General features: G+C 71.2%; 15 protein-coding genes. 11 read left to right on the forward strand and 4 right to left on the reverse strand.

Annotation, left to right across the window (positions count from 1 at the left end):
* Positions 1-31: 31 nt before the first annotated feature.
* The 7 genes from ACLF3M_RS22320 to ACLF3M_RS22350 are packed head-to-tail and all read left to right on the forward strand — an operon-like array spanning position 32 to position 8,548.
* Positions 32-1,432 carry a xanthine dehydrogenase small subunit gene (locus ACLF3M_RS22320; RefSeq protein WP_430659191.1) on the forward strand — a complete coding sequence of 467 codons (1,401 nt, stop codon included), beginning with the start codon at positions 32-34 and terminating at the stop codon, positions 1,430-1,432.
* The gene (gene xdhB / locus ACLF3M_RS22325) at positions 1,432-3,726 is read left to right on the forward strand and encodes a xanthine dehydrogenase molybdopterin binding subunit (protein ID WP_430659192.1); all 2,295 of its coding nucleotides are present in this window, start codon (positions 1,432-1,434) and stop codon (positions 3,724-3,726) included. The genes ACLF3M_RS22320 and xdhB overlap by 1 nt, the downstream gene beginning before the upstream one ends.
* A gap of 36 nt (positions 3,727-3,762) precedes the next feature.
* Positions 3,763-4,929: a phosphogluconate dehydrogenase (NAD(+)-dependent, decarboxylating) gene (gene gnd, locus ACLF3M_RS22330; protein ID WP_430659193.1), complete on the forward strand. Its 1,167-nt coding sequence runs from the start codon at positions 3,763-3,765 to the stop codon at positions 4,927-4,929.
* A gap of 16 nt (positions 4,930-4,945) precedes the next feature.
* Positions 4,946-5,449, forward strand: coding sequence for a gluconokinase (locus ACLF3M_RS22335; protein ID WP_430659194.1), 504 nt, complete (start codon positions 4,946-4,948; stop codon positions 5,447-5,449).
* Positions 5,446-6,366, forward strand: coding sequence for a dihydrodipicolinate synthase family protein (locus tag ACLF3M_RS22340; protein ID WP_430659195.1), 921 nt, complete (start codon positions 5,446-5,448; stop codon positions 6,364-6,366). The genes ACLF3M_RS22335 and ACLF3M_RS22340 overlap by 4 nt, the downstream gene beginning before the upstream one ends.
* Positions 6,363-7,103, forward strand: coding sequence for a metallophosphoesterase family protein (locus ACLF3M_RS22345; RefSeq protein ID WP_430659196.1), 741 nt, complete (start codon positions 6,363-6,365; stop codon positions 7,101-7,103). The genes ACLF3M_RS22340 and ACLF3M_RS22345 overlap by 4 nt, the downstream gene beginning before the upstream one ends.
* A gap of 2 nt (positions 7,104-7,105) precedes the next feature.
* On the forward strand, positions 7,106-8,548 hold the full coding sequence (locus tag ACLF3M_RS22350) for a serine/threonine protein kinase (RefSeq protein WP_430659197.1): 1,443 nt from the start codon (positions 7,106-7,108) through the stop codon (positions 8,546-8,548).
* A 7-nt stretch (positions 8,549-8,555) separates the two neighbouring features.
* Here the strand turns inward: ACLF3M_RS22350 and ACLF3M_RS22355 are convergent, their stop codons facing one another.
* From ACLF3M_RS22355 to ACLF3M_RS22370, 4 genes are read right to left on the reverse strand one after another with little or no spacing between them, the layout of a single operon-like run.
* Complete coding sequence (locus tag ACLF3M_RS22355; RefSeq protein ID WP_430659198.1) at positions 8,556-9,962, reverse strand: M20/M25/M40 family metallo-hydrolase; 1,407 nt, start codon at positions 9,960-9,962, stop codon at positions 8,556-8,558.
* Positions 9,959-10,978 carry a ketopantoate reductase family protein gene (locus ACLF3M_RS22360; protein ID WP_430659199.1) on the reverse strand — a complete coding sequence of 340 codons (1,020 nt, stop codon included), beginning with the start codon at positions 10,976-10,978 and terminating at the stop codon, positions 9,959-9,961. Before ACLF3M_RS22360 ends, ACLF3M_RS22355 begins: the two co-directional genes overlap by 4 nt.
* Complete coding sequence (locus ACLF3M_RS22365) at positions 10,963-11,670, reverse strand: creatininase family protein (RefSeq protein WP_430659200.1); 708 nt, start codon at positions 11,668-11,670, stop codon at positions 10,963-10,965. The genes ACLF3M_RS22360 and ACLF3M_RS22365 overlap by 16 nt, the downstream gene beginning before the upstream one ends.
* A gap of 53 nt (positions 11,671-11,723) precedes the next feature.
* Positions 11,724-13,307, reverse strand: a complete 1,584-nt coding sequence (locus ACLF3M_RS22370; RefSeq protein WP_430659201.1) for an ABC transporter substrate-binding protein — start codon at positions 13,305-13,307, stop codon at positions 11,724-11,726.
* An 84-nt stretch (positions 13,308-13,391) separates the two neighbouring features.
* Here ACLF3M_RS22370 and ACLF3M_RS22375 point away from each other — a divergent pair, with 84 nt between their 5' ends.
* The 4 genes from ACLF3M_RS22375 to ACLF3M_RS22390 are packed head-to-tail and all read left to right on the forward strand — an operon-like array spanning position 13,392 to position 17,249.
* Positions 13,392-14,369 (forward strand): ABC transporter permease, encoded by a 978-nt coding sequence (locus ACLF3M_RS22375; protein ID WP_430659202.1) that lies wholly within the window; start codon positions 13,392-13,394, stop codon positions 14,367-14,369.
* Positions 14,366-15,226, forward strand: coding sequence for an ABC transporter permease (locus ACLF3M_RS22380; protein ID WP_430659203.1), 861 nt, complete (start codon positions 14,366-14,368; stop codon positions 15,224-15,226). Before ACLF3M_RS22375 ends, ACLF3M_RS22380 begins: the two co-directional genes overlap by 4 nt.
* The gene (locus ACLF3M_RS22385; RefSeq protein WP_430659204.1) at positions 15,223-16,269 is read left to right on the forward strand and encodes an ABC transporter ATP-binding protein; all 1,047 of its coding nucleotides are present in this window, start codon (positions 15,223-15,225) and stop codon (positions 16,267-16,269) included. Before ACLF3M_RS22380 ends, ACLF3M_RS22385 begins: the two co-directional genes overlap by 4 nt.
* Positions 16,266-17,249, forward strand: a complete 984-nt coding sequence (locus ACLF3M_RS22390; protein ID WP_430659205.1) for an ABC transporter ATP-binding protein — start codon at positions 16,266-16,268, stop codon at positions 17,247-17,249. The genes ACLF3M_RS22385 and ACLF3M_RS22390 overlap by 4 nt, the downstream gene beginning before the upstream one ends.
* The last annotated feature ends 1 nt before the right edge of the window (position 17,250 follow it).

Raw genomic sequence — 17,250 nt, forward strand, 5'->3', positions numbered from 1 at the left:
CCGCGGCGCGGGCTTTGCTTAACTCCAGGGCATGAGCGGGATCTGCTTCACCCTGAACGGGCGTCCGGTGGCGCTGCCGCCGGGCGCCTCCCCCACCACGTCGCTGCTGGACTGGCTGCGCGCCCAGGGGCTGACCGGCACCAAGGAAGGCTGCGCCGAGGGCGATTGCGGCGCCTGCACCGTGGTGCTGGAGGACGGCGCGCGCCGCACGCCGATCAATGCCTGCCTCGCCATGCTGGGCCAGATGCATGGCCGCGCGGTCCGCACGGTCGAAGGCCTGCGCGGGCCGGACGGCGCGCCGCACCCGATCCAGGTTGCGATGGCCGAGAGCGACGGCACGCAATGCGGCTTCTGCACGCCGGGCATCGTGATGTCGGCCTGGGCGCATGCCCGCCAGGGCGGCGAGGTGCATGAGGCGCTCGCGGGCAATCTCTGCCGCTGCACGGGCTACCGCCCGATCGTCGAGGTCTTCGAGAAGCTGGAGCACGAGGCGCCCACCGCCTTGCTGCCGCCAGCGCCGATGGCGCCCGCCACCTTCGAGGCGCCGGGCCAGGTCTTCCATCTGCCGACGCGGCTGCCGGACCTGCTCGCGCTGCGCGCCGAGAAGCCCGGGGCCTGGCTGCTGGCCGGCGGCACCGATCTCGGCCTGCGCGTGTCGGATCATCGCGAGGTGCCGCCGGAGGTGATCTGCCTGCTGAACGTGCCGGAGCTGCACGCCGTCGAGCGTCGCACCGACGGCCTGGGCATCGGGGCCGCGGTTTCGTATGGCGTGCTGCTGGATCTCTGCCGGCAGGAGGAGGGCTTCGCGCCCTTCGCGGCGCTGCTGGCGCGGCTGGGATCGCGGCAGATCCGCGGGCTCGGGACGCTGGGTGGCAATCTCGGCACGGCGTCGCCGATCGGGGATGCGCTGCCGCCGCTGGTGGCGCTCGGCGCGGCGGTGCGCGTGGCGTCGGTGCGGGGGACGCGCGAACTGCCGGTGGAGCGGTTCCTGACGGGCTACCGGAAGAACGCGCTCGATCCGGACGAGGTGATCGTCTCGGTCTTCCTGCCGCGGCCGCGGGCCGGCGCGCATCTCGCCTGCGAGAAGATCAGCAAGCGCCACGACCAGGACATCGCGACGGTCGGCGCGGCGCTGCTGGTGCGGGAGGAAGCTGGAGTTGTCGCCGAGGCGCGCCTCGCGTTCGGCGGCGTCGGCGCGACGGTGGTGCGCGCCGCGCAAGCCGAGGCCGCGCTGCTCGGCAGGCGCTTCGACGCGGCGTCCGTCTCGGCGGCGGCCGAGGCGGTGGCGCAGGACATCGCGCCGCTGTCGGATTGGCGCGGATCTGCGGCCTATCGCCTGGCCGTCGCGCAGGGCCTGCTGAAGCGCCTGCATCTGCGCGCGACGCGGCCCGACATCGCGCATGAGGTCACGAGCTTCGCGGAGGCGGTGTGATGGACGGCACGCTCCCCCGCAAGGGCGCCGGCGCCGCGCTGCGGCACGACAGCGCGCTGAAGCACACCACGGGCGAGGCGCGCTACGCCGACGATATCCCGGAAGTGCCGGGGATGCTGCACGCGGCGCTGGTCCTGTCCGATCTGCCGCATGGCACGCTGACCGCGCTCGACATCGCGGCTGCGCGCGCCATGCCGGGCGTCATCGCGGTGATCGGACCGCGCGAGATCCCGGGGAAGAACGACATCGGTCCCGCCGGCAAGGAAGAGCCGCTGTTTGCCGACCCGATCGTCGAATTCGCGGGCATGCCGCTGGCGATTGTCGTCGCCGACACGCGCGACCAGGCGCTGCGCGCGGCGCAGGCCGTCAAGGCCGCGATCGCGCCGCTCGAGCCCGTGCTGTCCATCGAGCGCGCGCTGGAGCTTGGCCAGGACGTCGTGCCGCCGCAGACGATCCGCCGCGGCGATCCCGCGGCCGCCATCGCCGCCGCGCCGCGCCGGCTCTCGGCGGAGCTGCGGGCCGGCGGGCAGGAGCATTTCTACCTCGAAGGCCAGGTCGCCCTCGCCACGCCCGGCGAGGACGGGGAGATGCAGGTCGTCTCCTCGACGCAGCACCCGTCGGAGGTGCAGCACATCGTCTCCCGCGTGCTGGGCTGCGACTACAACCGCGTCACCGTGACCTGCCGGCGCATGGGCGGCGGCTTCGGCGGCAAGGAGAGCAATGCGAGCTGGGTCGGCGCCGCCGCCGCCATCGCCGCGCGCGTGATCGGTCGCCCCGTGAAGCTCCGCCTGCCACGCCGCGTGGACATGACGGCGACGGGCAAGCGGCACCCGTTCCTCTATCGCTGGACCGCGGGGTTCGACGAGACCGGCCGCATCCTGGGGCTGGACGCGCTCATGGCCGCCGATGGCGGCTGGAGCCTCGACATGTCGGGCGGCGTGGTCTTTCGCGCGGTGACGCATGCCGTCAACTGCTGCGACGTCCCGGACCTCGCCATCACCTGCCAGGCCGTGAAGACCAACACGGTCTCCAACACCGCCTTCCGCGGCTTCGGCGGGCCGCAGGGCGCGCTGCTGATGGAGGATGTGGTCCACCGCGTCGCCGCCGCGCTGGGCAAGTCACCGGAGGACGTGCGGGCGCGCAACTTCCTCGGCGTCGGCGGCAATCCGGACGAGCTTCCCTATGGCCAGCGTGTCGAGGGCGACCTGCTCGAACGCACATGGGCCGAGGCGAAGAGCGGCTCCGACTGGGACCGCCGCCGCGCCGCGATCGACGCCTTCAACGCCTCGCATCCCACCCTGCGGCGTGGTCTTGGCAGCATGGTGCTGGCCTTCGGCATCTCCTTCGGCCTGCGCCATCTCAACCAGGCCGGCGCGCTGCTGCATGTCTATTTCGACGGCTCGATCCGCCTGAACCATGGCGGCACCGAGATGGGGCAGGGGCTCTTCGTGAAGATCGCCCAGGTCGTCTGCGACGTCTTCGGCGTGGACCTCGAGCGCGTCGCCATCACGGCGACCTCCACGGCCGAGGTGCCGAACACCGCGCCGACCGCGGCCTCCACCGGGTCCGACCTGAACGGCTGGGCCGCGCACAACGCGGCGATGACGATCCGCGGTCGCATGGCGGAGGTCGCCGCGCAGAAATGGGGCATCGCGCCGGAGGCCGTGATCTTCGCGGACAACCGCGCCTGGGCGGAACGCGCGGGGGCCAACCGCTGGCTCGATTTCGGCGAGCTCGCGAAGCTCTGCTTCACCGAGCGCGTGTCGCTGTCCGCGACCGGCTTCTACCGCACGCCCGACATCCACTGGGATCCCGTCGCCATGCGCGGCCATCCCTTCTTCTACTTCACCTATGGCGCCGCGATCGCCGAGGTGATCGTGGACACGCTGACCGGCGAGCACCGGTGCCTGCGCGCCGACCTGCTGCAGGATTGCGGCCGCAGCCTCAACCCCGCCGTGGACAAGGGCCAGATCGAGGGCGCCTTCGTCCAGGGCGTGGGCTGGCTGACCTGCGAGGAACTCTGGTGGGACGCGCAGGGCCGCCTGCGCACGGTGGGGCCGAGCACCTACAAGATCCCGGGCTCGCGCGACGTGCCGCCGGTGCTGAACGTGCGGCTGCTGGAGGGATCGGCGGCACGGGTGGACACGATCTTCCGCTCCAAGGCGGTGGGCGAGCCGCCGCTGCTGCTCGCGACCAGCGTGTGGAACGCGCTGAAGGACGCGATCGGCACGGCCGACCTCGATTTGCCGGCGACGCCGGAGCGGGTGCTGATGGCGCTGCGCAGGAAGCGCTGACCCGCGGCTTGTCCTGACGGCGCCGCCCCCGCAAGCTTGGCGCTACCTCTCCCGCCGCCGATTGCCCTCCCCCGCAAGCGGGGGAGGGATGGGTGGCGGTGCGAGGATAAGGGCGGCGCTGAACGAAGCACCCCCAACCCGGCCCTCCCCCGCCAGCGGGGGAGGGAGAAGACGAGCGAGGGAGGAACAATGCGCCTCGGCATGGTCGGCCTCGGCCGTATGGGCGGCAACCTGGTGCGGCGGCTGGCGAAGGCCGGCATCCCCGCGGTGGTCTTCGACCGCGATCCCGCCGCCGTCGCCGCGCTCGCTGCCGAGAGCGCGGAGCCCGCGACATCCCTCGCCGACCTCGTCCAGCGCCTGGCCTCGCCGCGCGCGGTCTGGGTCATGCTGCCCGCGGGCGACGCGACCGAAGGCGCGATCGCCGAACTCGCGACGCTGCTCTCGCCCGGCGACGTCGCCATCGATGGCGGCAACGGCATGTGGAAGGACGCGATCCGCCGCGCCGCCATGCTGCGCGACAAGGGCATCGACTTCCTCGACATCGGGACATCCGGCGGCGTCTGGGGCCTGGCGCGCGGCTACTGCCTGATGATCGGCGGACCGGCCGCGCCCGTCGCGCGGCTCGACCCGGTCTTCGCCGCGCTCGCGCCGGGAGAAGGCGCCGCGCCGCCCACCCCCGGCCGCGATCCCGCCGCCGATCCGCGGCCGCCGCAGGGCTATGTCCATTGCGGCCCGAACGGCGCCGGCCACTTCGTAAAGATGGTCCACAACGCCATCGAATACGGGATGATGCAGGCGATGGCGGAGGGGCTGGAACTCCTCCAGCAGGCCGACAGCGACCGCCTGCCCGAGGCGCATCGCCTGACGCTGGACGTGCCCGACATCACCGAGGCCTGGCGCCGCGGCTCCGTCGTCGCGTCCTGGCTGCTCGACCTGACGGCGCAGGCGCTCGCGGCCGATGGCGAGCTGTCGTCCTACTCCGGCCGCGTCGGCGATTCCGGCGAGGGGCGTTGGGCCGTGCAGGCCGCGATCGAAAGCGCGGTGCCGGCGCCGGTGCTCTCCGCCGCGCTCTACGCACGCTTCCGGTCCCGCCAGGACGGACCCTTCGCGGATCGCTCCCTGTCCGCGATGCGAAATGCGTTCGGCGGACATCTCGAGCCCGACCGTCCGATCGGCGGAGCGCCGAACGGCGCGAAGCCGTGAATCGGCCGGTCCAACCATGAAGCCGCTGCTTGTCATCATGGGCGTGACCGGCGCGGGCAAGTCCACGGTCGGAACGCTCATCGCCGAACGGCTCGGCCTTTCCTTCCGCGACGCCGACGATTTCCATCCGCCGGCCAACATTGCGAAGATGTCCAGCGGCCAGCCGCTGACCGATGACGACCGCTGGCCCTGGCTCGACGCCATCGGCGCGCATCTCGCGGCGCAGGCGGCGCAGGGGGCCGTCGTGACCTGTTCCGCGCTGAAGCGCGCCTATCGCGACCGCCTGCGCAAGGCAGCCCCGGCGCTGCGCTTCGTCCATCTGCGCGGCGACATGGCGCTGGTCGCGTCGCGCCAGGCCGCACGCCGGGGCCATTTCATGCCGGCGAGCCTGGTGGCCAGCCAATACGCGACGCTCGAGGAACCCGCGCCGGAGGAAAGCGTGATCGAACTCGACGTCGCGGCTACCCCGGCCGCGCTGGCCGACGCCGCCGTCGCAGCCCTGCAGGAGACCGCGCGATGACCACTGATTTCCGCGGCATCTATCCCATCCTCTACGCCTTCTTCGCTGCCGACGGACGCCTGGACGAGGCCGCGATGCGCAGGCAGGTCCGCTGCTGCCTGGCGGGCGGCGCGCATGGCCTGGCCGTCCTCGGCCTGGCGACCGAGGTCAACAAGCTCAGCCCCACGGAGAAGCGCGACGTCATCCGCTGGTCTGCCGAGGAGATCGCGGGCCGCGTGCCGCTCGCGGTCACCGTCGCCGAGGCGACGGCCGAGGAAGCCGCGGCCTTCGTGATCGACGCGGAAGCGCTCGGCGCATCCTGGATCATCCTGCAGCCGCCGCCCGTGCGCGGCCTGCCCGAGGCGGAATACGTCGCGTGGTACGGGCGCGTCGCGGATCTCGTGGGCCGCCGCAGCGCCATTCCGCTCGGCATCCAGAACGCCGCGGCCTATATCGGTGTCGGCCTCTCGCCCGGCGGCGTCGCGGCGCTGGCTCGCAACCATGCCAACGTCCGCCTCATCAAGGCCGAGGACAGCGCGGTGGACGTGCAGCGCCTGGTGGAGGCGACGGGCGGCGCGCTGACGGTCTTCAACGGCCGCGCCGGCCTCGAACTGCCGGACTGCCTGCGCGCGGGCTGCGCCGGCATGATCCCCGCGCCGGAATGCGCCGATGTCCAGGCCCGCGTCTTCGACCTGTTCGCCGCGGCCGACGAGGCCGGCGCCGAGGCGGAGTACCGCCGCATCGCGCCAATGATCGCCTTCGCCATGCAGGGCGTCGCGATGTTCCTCTGCTACGGCAAGCGCATGACGGGCTGGCGGATGGGCCTGCCGGAGGTGGTCGAGCGCCCGCCCTCCCTCGCACCCACGCCCTTCGGCCTGGACTGCGCGCGGCGCTTCGCCCGGGACCTCGGGCCCTATCCCGGCGAGGGTCCTGCATGAAACTCGCCATCCTCAGCGATATCCACGCCAACCGCGAGGCCTTCGAGGCCTGCCTCGGGGATGCGGAACGCCGCGGTGCGCAGCGCCTGGTGATCCTCGGCGACATCGTGGGCTATGGCGCCGATCCCAACTGGACGGCGCGGCGCGCGATGGACCTCGCGCAGGCAGGGGCGGTCGTCATCAAGGGCAACCACGACGAGGCCGCGCTGACCGAGCGCGGCGGCATGTCCGCGCATGCGGCCGCTGCCGCGGCCTGGACGCGCGGGGTACTAGACGCGGAGGCGAAGACCTTCCTCGATGCCCTGCCGCTGGAGGTGGAGGAGGAGGATCGCCTGTACGTGCATGCCGGCGGCCTCGAGCCCGCGAAATGGCATTACGTCACCGATGCCGAGGATGCGCGCGCCAGCATCGACGCCACGCACTCCCGCGTGACCTTCTGCGGCCATGTGCATGTCCCGGCGCTGTACGGGCTGACCGCCGCGGCGAAGCTGGTGAGCTTCCGGCCGGTGGCGGAGATCCCCGTGCCTCTGATGCGTCCGCGCCGCTGGCTCGCCGTGCTAGGGGCCGTCGGCCAGCCCCGCGATGGCGAGCCGGCGGCGGCCTATGCGATCTACGACACCGCGAGCAGCGAGCTGACGACGCTGCGCGTGCCCTACGACATCGCGGCGGCCGCGGAGAAGATCCGCAATGCCGGCCTGCCGGAACGCCTGGCGTCGCGCCTGTTCCAGGGGCGTTGAGCATGGCCGGGCACCAGCTGTCCGAAGGCGAGGAGATCGACGGCTTCCGCATCGGCGAGCGTCTGCATGTCGGCGGCATGGCGGTGCTGTTCGCGGCGACGCATCCCGGCTTCGACTTCCCGCTCCTGGTCAAGGCGCCGCGCCTGGCGGAAGGCGAGGATCCCGCGGCCATCGTCTCCTTCGAGATGGAGCAGATGATCCTGCCGCGACTCTCGGGCCCGCATGTCCCGCGCTTCGCCGGCGCCGGCGGCTTCGACGGCCGGCCCTACCTCGCCATGGAGCGCATCCCGGGCACGAGCCTGCTGCCGCTGCTCGACGAGCTCCCGCTGGCCGTCGAGCGCATCGCCGATCTCGGCGCGCGCATAGCCGATGCCCTGGACGCGCTGCACCGGCAGAATGTGGTGCATCTCGACGTGAAGCCCTCCAACATCCTGACGCGCCCGACCAGCGAGGCGGTCATGGTTGATTTCGGCCTGTCGCACCACGCGCAGCTGCCGGACCTCATGGAGGAGGAGTTCCGGCTGCCCTACGGCACCGCGCCCTACATGGCGCCGGAGCAGATCATGGGCATCCGCGACGAGCCGCGCAGCGACCTGTTTGCGCTGGGTGCGATGCTGTATTTCTTCACGACGGGCGAGCGGCCCTTCGGCGACCCGCAGCGCCTGTCCGGCCTGAAGCGCCGGATCTGGCGCGATCCGAAGCCGCCGAAGGCGCTGCGGCGCGACTGTCCGGACTGGCTGCAGGAGATCATCCTGCGCTGCCTGGAAGTGCAGCCCGACCGCCGCCATCCCACGGCCGCGCAACTCGCCTTCGACCTGCGCCATCCCGACCAGGTGCCGCTGACGGCGCGGGCGCGGAAGGAAAGGCAGGATGGCTGGGCGAAGGCCATCCAGCGCCGTTTCCATCCCGACCACCAGCCCCGCTTCCGCCGGCTCGTCTCCTGCGCCGAGGCAGCGGCCGCCGCGCCGATTGTCGCCGTCGCGGTGGACCTGGCCGCCGATCCCGCGCTGCACGAGGCGATGCGCGAGACCGTCGGGCGCATCCTGGCCACGCTGCCCGGCGCGCGCCTGGCCTGCCTGAACGTGCTGCGCACCAACCGCATCGCGCTCGACACCACGCTGGACGAGGAAGGCCGCAACAAGCATCTGCAGCGGCTGATCGAGCTGAAGCACTGGGCGTCCGCGCTCGGCCTGGCGGAGGGGCGCGTGACGTTCCATGTGCTGGAATCCGTGGACCCCGCAGGCGCGATCCTGGAGCATGCGCGGGTGAACGGCGTGGACCACATCGTGCTGGGCGCGCGGGCGCGGTCACTGAAGCGCCGCGTGCTGGGCAGCGTCTCGGCCGAGGTCGCGTCGGAGGCTGCCTGCAGCGTGACGGTGGTGCGCGCGCGGGTGGGTGTCGAGGATGAGCGGATACCGGCGGCGAAGGCCGACGCGCCGTTCTGAGACGGCGCTACCCCCTCCGAAACCCTGCGAAATCCCCCCGCGTCTTGCCTTCCAGCGCGCGCAGCAGCGCCACCCAGGCCGCGAAGCCTTCCTCGATCGCGGATTCCCGCCAGTTCTCGTTCGGCGCGTGGAAATCCTCGTCGGCCGTGGCGAAGCTGAACATCACCGTGCCGATGCCGAGCACGCGGCTCACGATGTCGGTCAGCGGCAGGGTCGCGCCCATCCGTACGCGGAGCGGCCTCATGCCCGTCGTCGCTTCCAGCGCATCCTCGGCCGCGACCAGCAGGGGATGGTCGCCTTCCAGCAGCGTCGCCACCGTGCCGTCCCGCGTCGCCTCAATGGTGAGCGTCGCGCCCTTCGGGCAGTGCCGGCGCAGATGCGCGGCCAGGGCGTCCGCCACCTTCGCCGGCACCTGGCCCGGCACCAGGCGCATGGACAGCTTCGCATGCGCCTCCGCCGGGATGACGGTCTTGCCGCCGGCGCCGGTGTAGCCGCCCCACAGCCCGTTCACGTCGAGCGTCGGCTTCAGCCAGAGGCGCTCCAGGAACTCGGCTGTGCTCCGCCCGGACGGCGCGATGCCGATGGCGGCGTCATGTGCGGCAACGTCGTAGGGAATCGCGGCCAGCGCGGCGCGCTCGCCCTGCGTCGCCGGCGGCACGCCGTCGGTGAAGCCGTCCACCACGATCGTGCCGTCCTCGTCATGCAGCGTCGCCAGCAGCCGCACCATGGCATGCAGCGCATTCGGCGCGACGCCGCCATACCTGCCGGAATGCAGGTCCTTCGCCGCGGTCCGCAGCGTGATCTCCAGCGCCATGTTGCCGCGCGTGCCGATCGTCATGGTGGGCAGGTCGGCGCGCCAGCGCGCGCCGTCGGCGGACAGCACGGCGTCTGCGGCGAAGCGGTGGCGATGCGCGTCCAGCAGCGCGGCCATGGTGCGGGAGCCGATCTCCTCCTCGCCCTCCAGCAGGACCGTGACGTTGACGGGCAGGCGGCCCTCGGTGGCGAGGAAGGCGCCGAGCACCTCGAGCGCGAGCAGCGAGGGGCCCTTGTCGTCGGAGACGCCGCGCGCATGCAGCCGGCCGTTGCGCGCGGTCAGTTCGAAGGGCGGCGAGGCCCAGGCCTCGATCGGGTCGGGCGGCTGGACGTCGTAATGGCCATAGACCAGCAGCGTCGGCGCGTCATGTCCAGCGCCGTGCCAGCGCGCGGTGACGGCGGGATGGCCGCCTACGCCGATCTCCTCGACATCGCGGAAGCCGAGCGCGGCGAGCCGCCCTCGCCACCAGGCGCGCGCGGCCGCCATCCCCTCTGCATAGGCGGGATCGGTGGAGACGGAGCGGCAGGCCACGAGCTCGGCCAGGCGCGCGACGAAGCCGGCGCGGTCGTCCAGCAGCGTCGCGAGAACGGGATCGCTCAAGAAATCGCCTTCATGAGTTCGCCGAAGGTCTCGGCGGACTGCTCGCGCTTTCCGTCCTCGACGTCGGCGATCAGGCGGCCGACCGCGTCCAGCGCCGGCGTGGGGATGCCGAGTTCCGCCGCGGATTTCGGCACGATGAGAAGCTGCGCGCCGGCCTCGGTCTTGCGCTTGCGCACCGCGAGGTCGCGCCAGATGCCGGAATGGGTCTTGGCGTTGGGCGCGTTGAAGTCGCGCAGCCAGTCCACCGCCGCGTGCGCTTCCGCGACGTCGCGGCCAGGCGCGAAGGCCATGGGGTCGTATTGCCCGAAGCCGCGCGGCGTGACGCCACGGGCGAGGGCCACCGCCACCACCTCCCGCCCCAGCGCCAGCCAGGCGGGAAAGCGCGCGGGATCCGCGAAGTTCGCGGTCATGGAATCGTGGTTCAGCGCGGTCGCGAAGAGCATCGCGCCATAGGACATCTTGCCCCAGAGATAGCCCCAGATGTCGTCGGTCAGGATCGCCTCGGGCTCGAAGATCCGGCAGAGCTCGTGCATCTCCCGCGTGCGGTCGCGGATGCTGCCGTCGATCTCGCCGACGGCCACCGCGCTGCGGCCGCCGAACAGGATGCGGCCGGGCTCGTGCCAGTCCGCGCTGAAATTGACGAAGCAGCCCATGGTGCGCTCGGCACCGACGGCCTCCGCGATCTCGATCTCGTTCAGCCCGTTCTGGGCGGAGAAGACGAAGCCGTCGGGAGCGAGGTGCGGCGCCAGCATCGGCAGCGCGACCTTTGTCGCCTGCGCCTTCACCGCCAGCACGATGCGGGAATAGGTGCCGGTCAGCTCCTCCGGCGTCACGGCGGGGATGCGGATCGTGAAATCCTCTATGGGGCCGAAGATGTTGAGGCCCGTCGTGCGGCAGGCCTCGACGTGTTCCTTCACGTTGTCCACCAGCAGCACGTCGTGACCCGCGCGCGCCCAATAGGCGCCGAGCGTCCCGCCGATCGCGCCGGCGCCCCAGATGACTATCGGGTCGGCCATGGACCTTCCAATGCTTCTCGCGTCTCGGCAACGCCGCTGTCCCAGATCGCCCGCGTCACCACATCAGGCAGCTGCCCCGGCCCGCCGAAGGAACCGTCCTGCAGCAGCTCCCGCACCTTCAGGGGTGGCGACGCCTTCATGAGCGCGGTGTTGACCTGCGGCTTGCGCCCGTCGGGCGCCGGCGCGTGGGCCAGGCGCGTCCAGGGAAAATTCTCGAACCAGTTGCCGTGGCTGGCAGAGGGTTCGGCCGCCATCGCCGCGGCCCATGTCCGCGGCGCGTTGTACCAGTTGTGGAACTTGATCGAGAGCTCCGGCCGCTCCGTCATCATCTGCAGCGCGAGCGCGCCGACCGGCGCGTTGCCGCCATGCCCGTTGACAATGAGGATACGCCGGAAGCCCGACGCCGCGACGCTGTCGATGAGGTCGCGCGCGACGGCCAGCAGCGTCTCGACGCGCAGGCTGACGCTGCCCGGGAAGGCCGCGAAATAGGGCGCGAGGCCGAAGGGCATGGCGGGATAGACCGGCACGCCCAGCGGCTCCGCCGCCTCCACCGAGACCCGCTCCGCCAGGATCGCGTCCACGCAGAGCGAGAGGCCGGCATGCTGCTCCGTGCTGCCGAAGGGCAGCACGCAGCGGTCGTCATGGCGCAGGTACTCCTCGACGTCGCGCCAGTTGCTGTCCGCTATGCGCATGCGCGGCCCGATTCAGACCTTCGCGGCTGCGCCGCTGCGGTCATCGGGACGCGTCACCGGCCCGCGACGGGCGTCACGTTCCAGGCATAGGTCTCCTCGTCCGCGCGCCCGCCCGACATCGTCGCGCGGTCGCGGCGCAGCGCCCAGGCCGAGTTCACCGAGGCCAGCGGCAGCGCGATCCTCTCCCGCGCCGCCAGTGCGCCGATCTGCTGCAGGATCTCGCGCCGCTTGGCGTCATCCAGCTCGAACTCCGAGGCCTGGATCAGGCGATCCATCTCGGGATTGGAGTAGCCGTGCCAGTTGAAGGCGCCGAGGCGGAGCTGCGGGTTGTTGGTGTGGAAGTTGGAGGAATAGGTGTAGCTCGCCTCGCCGGTCAGCGTGCCCCAGCCCGCCATCATGTTGGACAGCTCGCCGCGGGTGCGCTGCGGGAACACGACAGCCGCGGGCTGGCCGGCGGCCTGCACCTCGATGCCGATGCGCGCCAGCATCTGCGCCAGCGCCGTGCCGACGCCGCGGTCGCCGGGCAGGCGGTCATTGGTGAAGTTCACGGGCATGCGGAAGCCGTTGGGGAAGCCGGCCTGGGCCAGCAGCTCCCGCGCGCGGGCGATGTTGGGCGTCGGGATCGGCAGGTTCGGGTTGAAGCCGAAGATGTTGGGCGTGACCATCTGGCCCTGCGGCGTGCCCATGCCCTCCATCGCAACCTCGGCCAGCGCGCGGCGGTCGATGGCGAGGTCGATCGCCTCCCGCACGCGGGGGTCGCGATAGGGGTTGGACGCCAGGCGCGAGCCATCGCGGGCGCTCAGCTGCGGCGAGTTCTCACGGAAGTCGAACTGGAAGTTGAAGACATAGACCGTGTCGGCCTTGACGATCTGCAGGCTGCGGTCGCGTTCGAGCGTCGCGATGTCGGCGGCGGGGACGCGGACGATCATGTCCACCTGGCCGGTGCGGAGCTGCGCTACGCGGTTGGCGTCGTTCGGGATCTCGCGCCGGACATGGCGCGCCCAGGCCGGGCGGCCGCCCCAGTACTCGTCGAAGCGGTTCATGCTGAACACCTCGCGCGGGGTCCAGGCGTCGAAGCGGTAGGGACCGGTGCCGATCGTGACGCGGCCGCCGTTGAAGGCCTCGTTCGAGTTCTCCGGCGTCAGCCCCGCGGTCGCGCGGGCCGAGACGACGAAGAGGCGGATGAAGTCGTTCGGCAGCGTGGGCGAGGGCCCGCCCGTGATGATGTGGAGGGTGTAGGGATCCACCACGCGGACGTCGGTGATGCGGCGGACATAGATGCGCGTCGGGTTCGGCCCCGACAGCGTCTGCATGCGCCGGATCGAGGCGACGACGTCCTCCGCCGTCATCTCGCTGCCGTCGTGGAACTTGACGCCGCGGCGCAGCTTGAATTCCCACGTCGTGGCGTCGACGACGCGCCAGGATTCCGCCAGGCCCGGCTCGATCTGCAGCTGGTCGCCCGACCGGGTCAGCGTCTCGAAGACATGCATCAGCGCCTCGGCATGGGTGCCGGTGGCGGTGAAATGCGGATCCATGCTTTCGGGCCCGGCGCGCACGCCCATGGTCAGGGTCTGCGCGGTCGCGCTGCCCGCCATGACGGCAGTCGCGGCGGCAAAGGCAAGCAGATTGCGTCGCATGGGTCCGTTCTCCCGTCAGCTTTCCGACTTCCACACTAGGGATGGCTTGCGGCTTCTGTCCATGCCCCGGTAAGGGTTGGGCGAATGCTCGGCTTCGTCATCCAGCGCCTGCTCCAGGCCGCCCTCGTCATGCTGGCGATGTCGGCACTGGTCTTTGTCGGCGTGTATGCCATCGGCAACCCGATCGACGTGCTGATCTCGCCGGACGCGACGCAGGACATCCGGGCGGCGGTGATCCGCGCCTATGGCCTCGATCTGCCGTTGTGGCAGCAGTATCTGCGGTTCCTCGGCCGGCTGGTGCAGGGCGACCTCGGCAAGTCCTTCGTGCTGAACATACCGGTGCTGGACCTCGTGCTGAGCCGCCTGCCCGCGACGCTGGAACTCGCCTTGTGCTCGGTGCTGATCGGGGCCTTCGTGGGCATCCCGCTCGGCATTTATGCGGGCTACCGGCCGGACAGCCCGGTCTCGAAGACGATCATGGCGGGGTCGGTGCTGGGTTTCTCGGTGCCGACCTTCTGGATCGGGCTGATCCTGATCCTGACCTTCGCAGTCAATCTGGGCTGGCTGCCGGCGGGCAACCGGGGCGAGACCGTGCGCTTCCTCGGCGCGGACTGGTCGTTCGTGACCTGGGACGGGCTGCAGCATCTGGCTCTGCCGGCGATCAACCTGTCTCTCTTCAAGCTCGCGATGATGATCCGGCTGAGCCGCGCCGGCACGCGGGAGATCATGCTGTCCGACACCGTGAAGTTTGCCCGCGCGGCGGGGCTGTCGGAGCTCACCATCCTGCGCCGGCATGTGCTGCGCCTGATCTCCATTCCGTTGGTGACGGTGTTCGGGCTGGAATTCGGCTCCACGCTCGCCTTCGCGGTGGTGACGGAAACGATCTTCTCCTGGCCAGGGGTTGGGAAGCTCATCATCGATTCCATCACCTCGCTCGATCGGCCGGTGATGGTGGGCTACCTCGTGCTCGTGGCCTTCCTGTTCGTCACGATCAACCTGGTGGTGGACCTGACCTACGCGCTGCTGGATCCGAGGCTTCGCAGGGGTGGTCGCAGCGCATGACCGCCTTCTGGAGGGAGTACCGCGAGAACTACTTCGCGGTGATCGCGCTCGCGGTCGTCGTGCTGGTGGTCTCGATGGCCGTCGGCGCGCCGCTGATCACGCCGCAGGATCCCTATGACCTCGCCAATCTCGACCTGATGGATGCGCGGCGGCCGCCGGGCTTCGTGGGGTCGGGCGGCTACGTCCACTGGCTCGGGACGGACTCGCAGGGGCGGGACCTCTACTCCGCCATCCTCTACGGGCTGCGCATCTCGCTGCAGATGGGGCTCGCGGCCGGCGTGGTCGCGATGGCGATCGGCGCGACGCTCGGCATCGTGGCCGCGCAGGCCGGCGGCAGGATCGAGCAGGGCATCATGCGCGTTGTGGACCTTCAGCTGTCCTTCCCCGCGATCCTACTGGCTCTGGTCCTGGTCGCGGTGCTCGGGCAGGGGAAGGTGCCGCTCATCATCGCGCTGGTCACCGCGCAATACGCCTATTTCGCGCGCACCGCGTATGGCGCCGCCGCAACCGAGCGTCAGAAGGACTATGTCGAGGCGGCGCGCGCCACGCCGCTGCCGGCCCGCAGCGTCGTGTTCCGCCACATCCTGCCGAACTGCCTGCCGCCGTTGATCGTGGTGGGCACGGTGCAGGTCGCCAACGCCATCGCGCTGGAGGCGACGCTGTCCTTCCTGGGGCTCGGGCTTCCGCCGACGCAGCCTTCGCTCGGCACGCTGATCGCCAACGGCTTCCAGTACATGATGAGCGGGCGGACCTGGATCAGCGTCTATCCCGGCGTCGCGCTGATCGTGCTGATCGTCGCGATTAATGTGGTCGGTGACCAGTTGCGCGACCAGTTCAACCCGAGGCTGCGGCGATGAAGTCGGCTGACGCCGCGGCCCCCTCTCCATCCCTCCCCCGCGACAGCGGGGGAGGGGGAATAGGGGCGCGAGCAGCGCTGCTCGAGGTCACCGATCTCCGCACGCATTTCTTCACCCGCGCCGGCGTGGTGAAGGCGGTGGAGGGCGTGTCCTTCTCGCTCGAACGCGGCGAGATCCTGGGGCTCGTCGGCGAATCCGGCTCCGGCAAGACCGTCACGGGCTTCTCGCTCATCGGCCTCGTGGATCCGCCTGGCCGGATCGCCGGCGGCTCGATCCGCTTCGCCGGGCAGGAGCTGGTCGGGCTGCCGCAGGCCGGCATGCGCGCGCTGCGCGGCAAGCGGATCGCGATGGTCTTCCAGGACCCCGCGGCGACGCTGAACCCGGTGCTGACCATCGGCGCGCAGATGACGCTCGCGGTGCAGGCTCATGACAAGGCAGGCGAGAAGGCGGCGCGCGACCTGGCGGCGCGGACGCTCACCCGGGTCGGCATCCCCGACGCCGCGGCCAGGCTCGACGCCTATCCCCACGAATTTTCCGGCGGCATGCGCCAGCGCGTCGCGATCGCGATCGCGCTTCTGCACGGGCCGGAGCTCATCATCGCGGACGAGCCGACGACGGCTCTCGACGTCTCGATCCAGGCGCAGATCCTGGCGGAGATGAAGCAGCTCGCGAGGCAATCGGGCACGGCGCTGATCTGGATCAGCCACGACCTGGCCACCGTCTCCTCGCTCGCCGATCGCGTGCTCGTCATGTATGCCGGGCGTATCGTGGAAAGCGGGCCGGTCGCATCCGTGCTGCGCGCGCCGCTGCATCCCTACACGCGGGGGCTGCTGGACAGCCTGCCGGCCATGGCAGCGCCGGGCGAGAAGCTGAACCAGATCCCGGGCAGCACGCCGTCGCTGCTGTCGCTGCCGCCGGGCTGCCCTTTCGCGCCACGCTGTGCCCGCGCGACGGATGTCTGCCGCACCGATCCGCCTGTTGTCACGCAGCCCGGCAGGCTCGCGCTCTGCCACCATCCGCTCGAGGAGGCGGTCGCGGCATGAACGCCATCCTTGCCGCGGAACGCGTCACGCGCCGCTTCGCCCCGCGCATCACCCTCGGAGACCGCATCGCCGGCGCGCTGGGCGCGAAGGTGGACCGGCGCGCGGTGCAGGCCGTGACCGACGTTTCGCTCGAGGTCCGGCAGGGCGAGACGCTCGGCCTGGTCGGCGAATCCGGCTGCGGGAAGTCAACCCTCGGCCGCATGCTGGCCGGCATCCTGGCGCCGAGCGACGGCGCCGTGCGGCTGCACGGCACAGACCCGATGCGCGGCAAGCACAAGGTCACGACCCGCATCCAGACCGTCTTCCAGGACCCCTTCGCCTCGCTCAATCCGAGACTGCGCATCGGCGACACCATCGCCGAGGGGCCCATTACCCACGGCCTGGTCAAGCGCGCCGACGCACCCGCGATGGTGGCGGAGTGGCTGTCGCGGGTCGGCCTCGATCCCGCCTACGCGCAGCGCTTCCCGCACCAGTTCTCCGGCGGCCAGCGGCAGCGCGTCGCGATCGCCCGCGCGCTGGCCATGCAGCCCGAGGTGCTGGTCTGCGACGAGCCCGTGGCGTCGCTCGATGTGTCGATCCAGGCGCAGATCCTGAACCTGTTCCTGGATTTGCGGCGGCAGCTCGGCCTGACCTGCCTCTTCATCTCGCACGACCTCTCCGTCGTGCGCCACGTCAGTGACCGCGTTGCCGTGATGTATCTCGGCCGGATCGTGGAGATGGGCGAGGCGGCCACGGTCTATGCGATGCCGCGTCATCCCTACACCCAGGGGCTGCTGGATTCCGTGCCGAAGCTGATGCTCGGCGGCAACCAGGCCATCAACTTCCGGCCGATCGCCGGCGAGCTGCCGTCCCCGCTCTCGCCACCGCCGGGCTGCGCCTTCAACCCGCGCTGCCCAAAGGCGACGGAGCTCTGCCGGCACGAACGCCCGCCCTTGACGCCGCGCGACGACGGCACGCTTGTCGCCTGCCATCACGCGTGAT

The sequence above is a fragment of the Falsiroseomonas sp. HW251 genome (genome assembly GCF_050563545.1).
Lineage (GTDB): Bacteria > Pseudomonadota > Alphaproteobacteria > Acetobacterales > Acetobacteraceae > Falsiroseomonas.

Bases quoted from the DNA above. Each gene is read 5' to 3' on its own strand.
- ACLF3M_RS22320 (WP_430659191.1), top strand. From the start codon at position 32: ATGAGCGGGATCTGCTTCACCCTGAACGGGCGTCCGGTGGCGCTGCCG.
- xdhB (WP_430659192.1), top strand. From the start codon at position 1,432: ATGGACGGCACGCTCCCCCGCAAGGGCGCCGGCGCCGCGCTGCGGCAC.
- ACLF3M_RS22335 (WP_430659194.1), top strand. From the start codon at position 4,946: ATGAAGCCGCTGCTTGTCATCATGGGCGTGACCGGCGCGGGCAAGTCC.
- ACLF3M_RS22340 (WP_430659195.1), top strand. From the start codon at position 5,446: ATGACCACTGATTTCCGCGGCATCTATCCCATCCTCTACGCCTTCTTC.
- ACLF3M_RS22345 (WP_430659196.1), top strand. From the start codon at position 6,363: ATGAAACTCGCCATCCTCAGCGATATCCACGCCAACCGCGAGGCCTTC.
- ACLF3M_RS22350 (WP_430659197.1), top strand. From the start codon at position 7,106: ATGGCCGGGCACCAGCTGTCCGAAGGCGAGGAGATCGACGGCTTCCGC.
- ACLF3M_RS22360 (WP_430659199.1), bottom strand. From the start codon at position 10,978: ATGGCCGACCCGATAGTCATCTGGGGCGCCGGCGCGATCGGCGGGACG.
- ACLF3M_RS22365 (WP_430659200.1), bottom strand. From the start codon at position 11,670: ATGCGCATAGCGGACAGCAACTGGCGCGACGTCGAGGAGTACCTGCGC.
- ACLF3M_RS22370 (WP_430659201.1), bottom strand. From the start codon at position 13,307: ATGCGACGCAATCTGCTTGCCTTTGCCGCCGCGACTGCCGTCATGGCG.
- ACLF3M_RS22375 (WP_430659202.1), top strand. From the start codon at position 13,392: ATGCTCGGCTTCGTCATCCAGCGCCTGCTCCAGGCCGCCCTCGTCATG.
- ACLF3M_RS22380 (WP_430659203.1), top strand. From the start codon at position 14,366: ATGACCGCCTTCTGGAGGGAGTACCGCGAGAACTACTTCGCGGTGATC.
- ACLF3M_RS22385 (WP_430659204.1), top strand. From the start codon at position 15,223: ATGAAGTCGGCTGACGCCGCGGCCCCCTCTCCATCCCTCCCCCGCGAC.
- ACLF3M_RS22390 (WP_430659205.1), top strand. From the start codon at position 16,266: ATGAACGCCATCCTTGCCGCGGAACGCGTCACGCGCCGCTTCGCCCCG.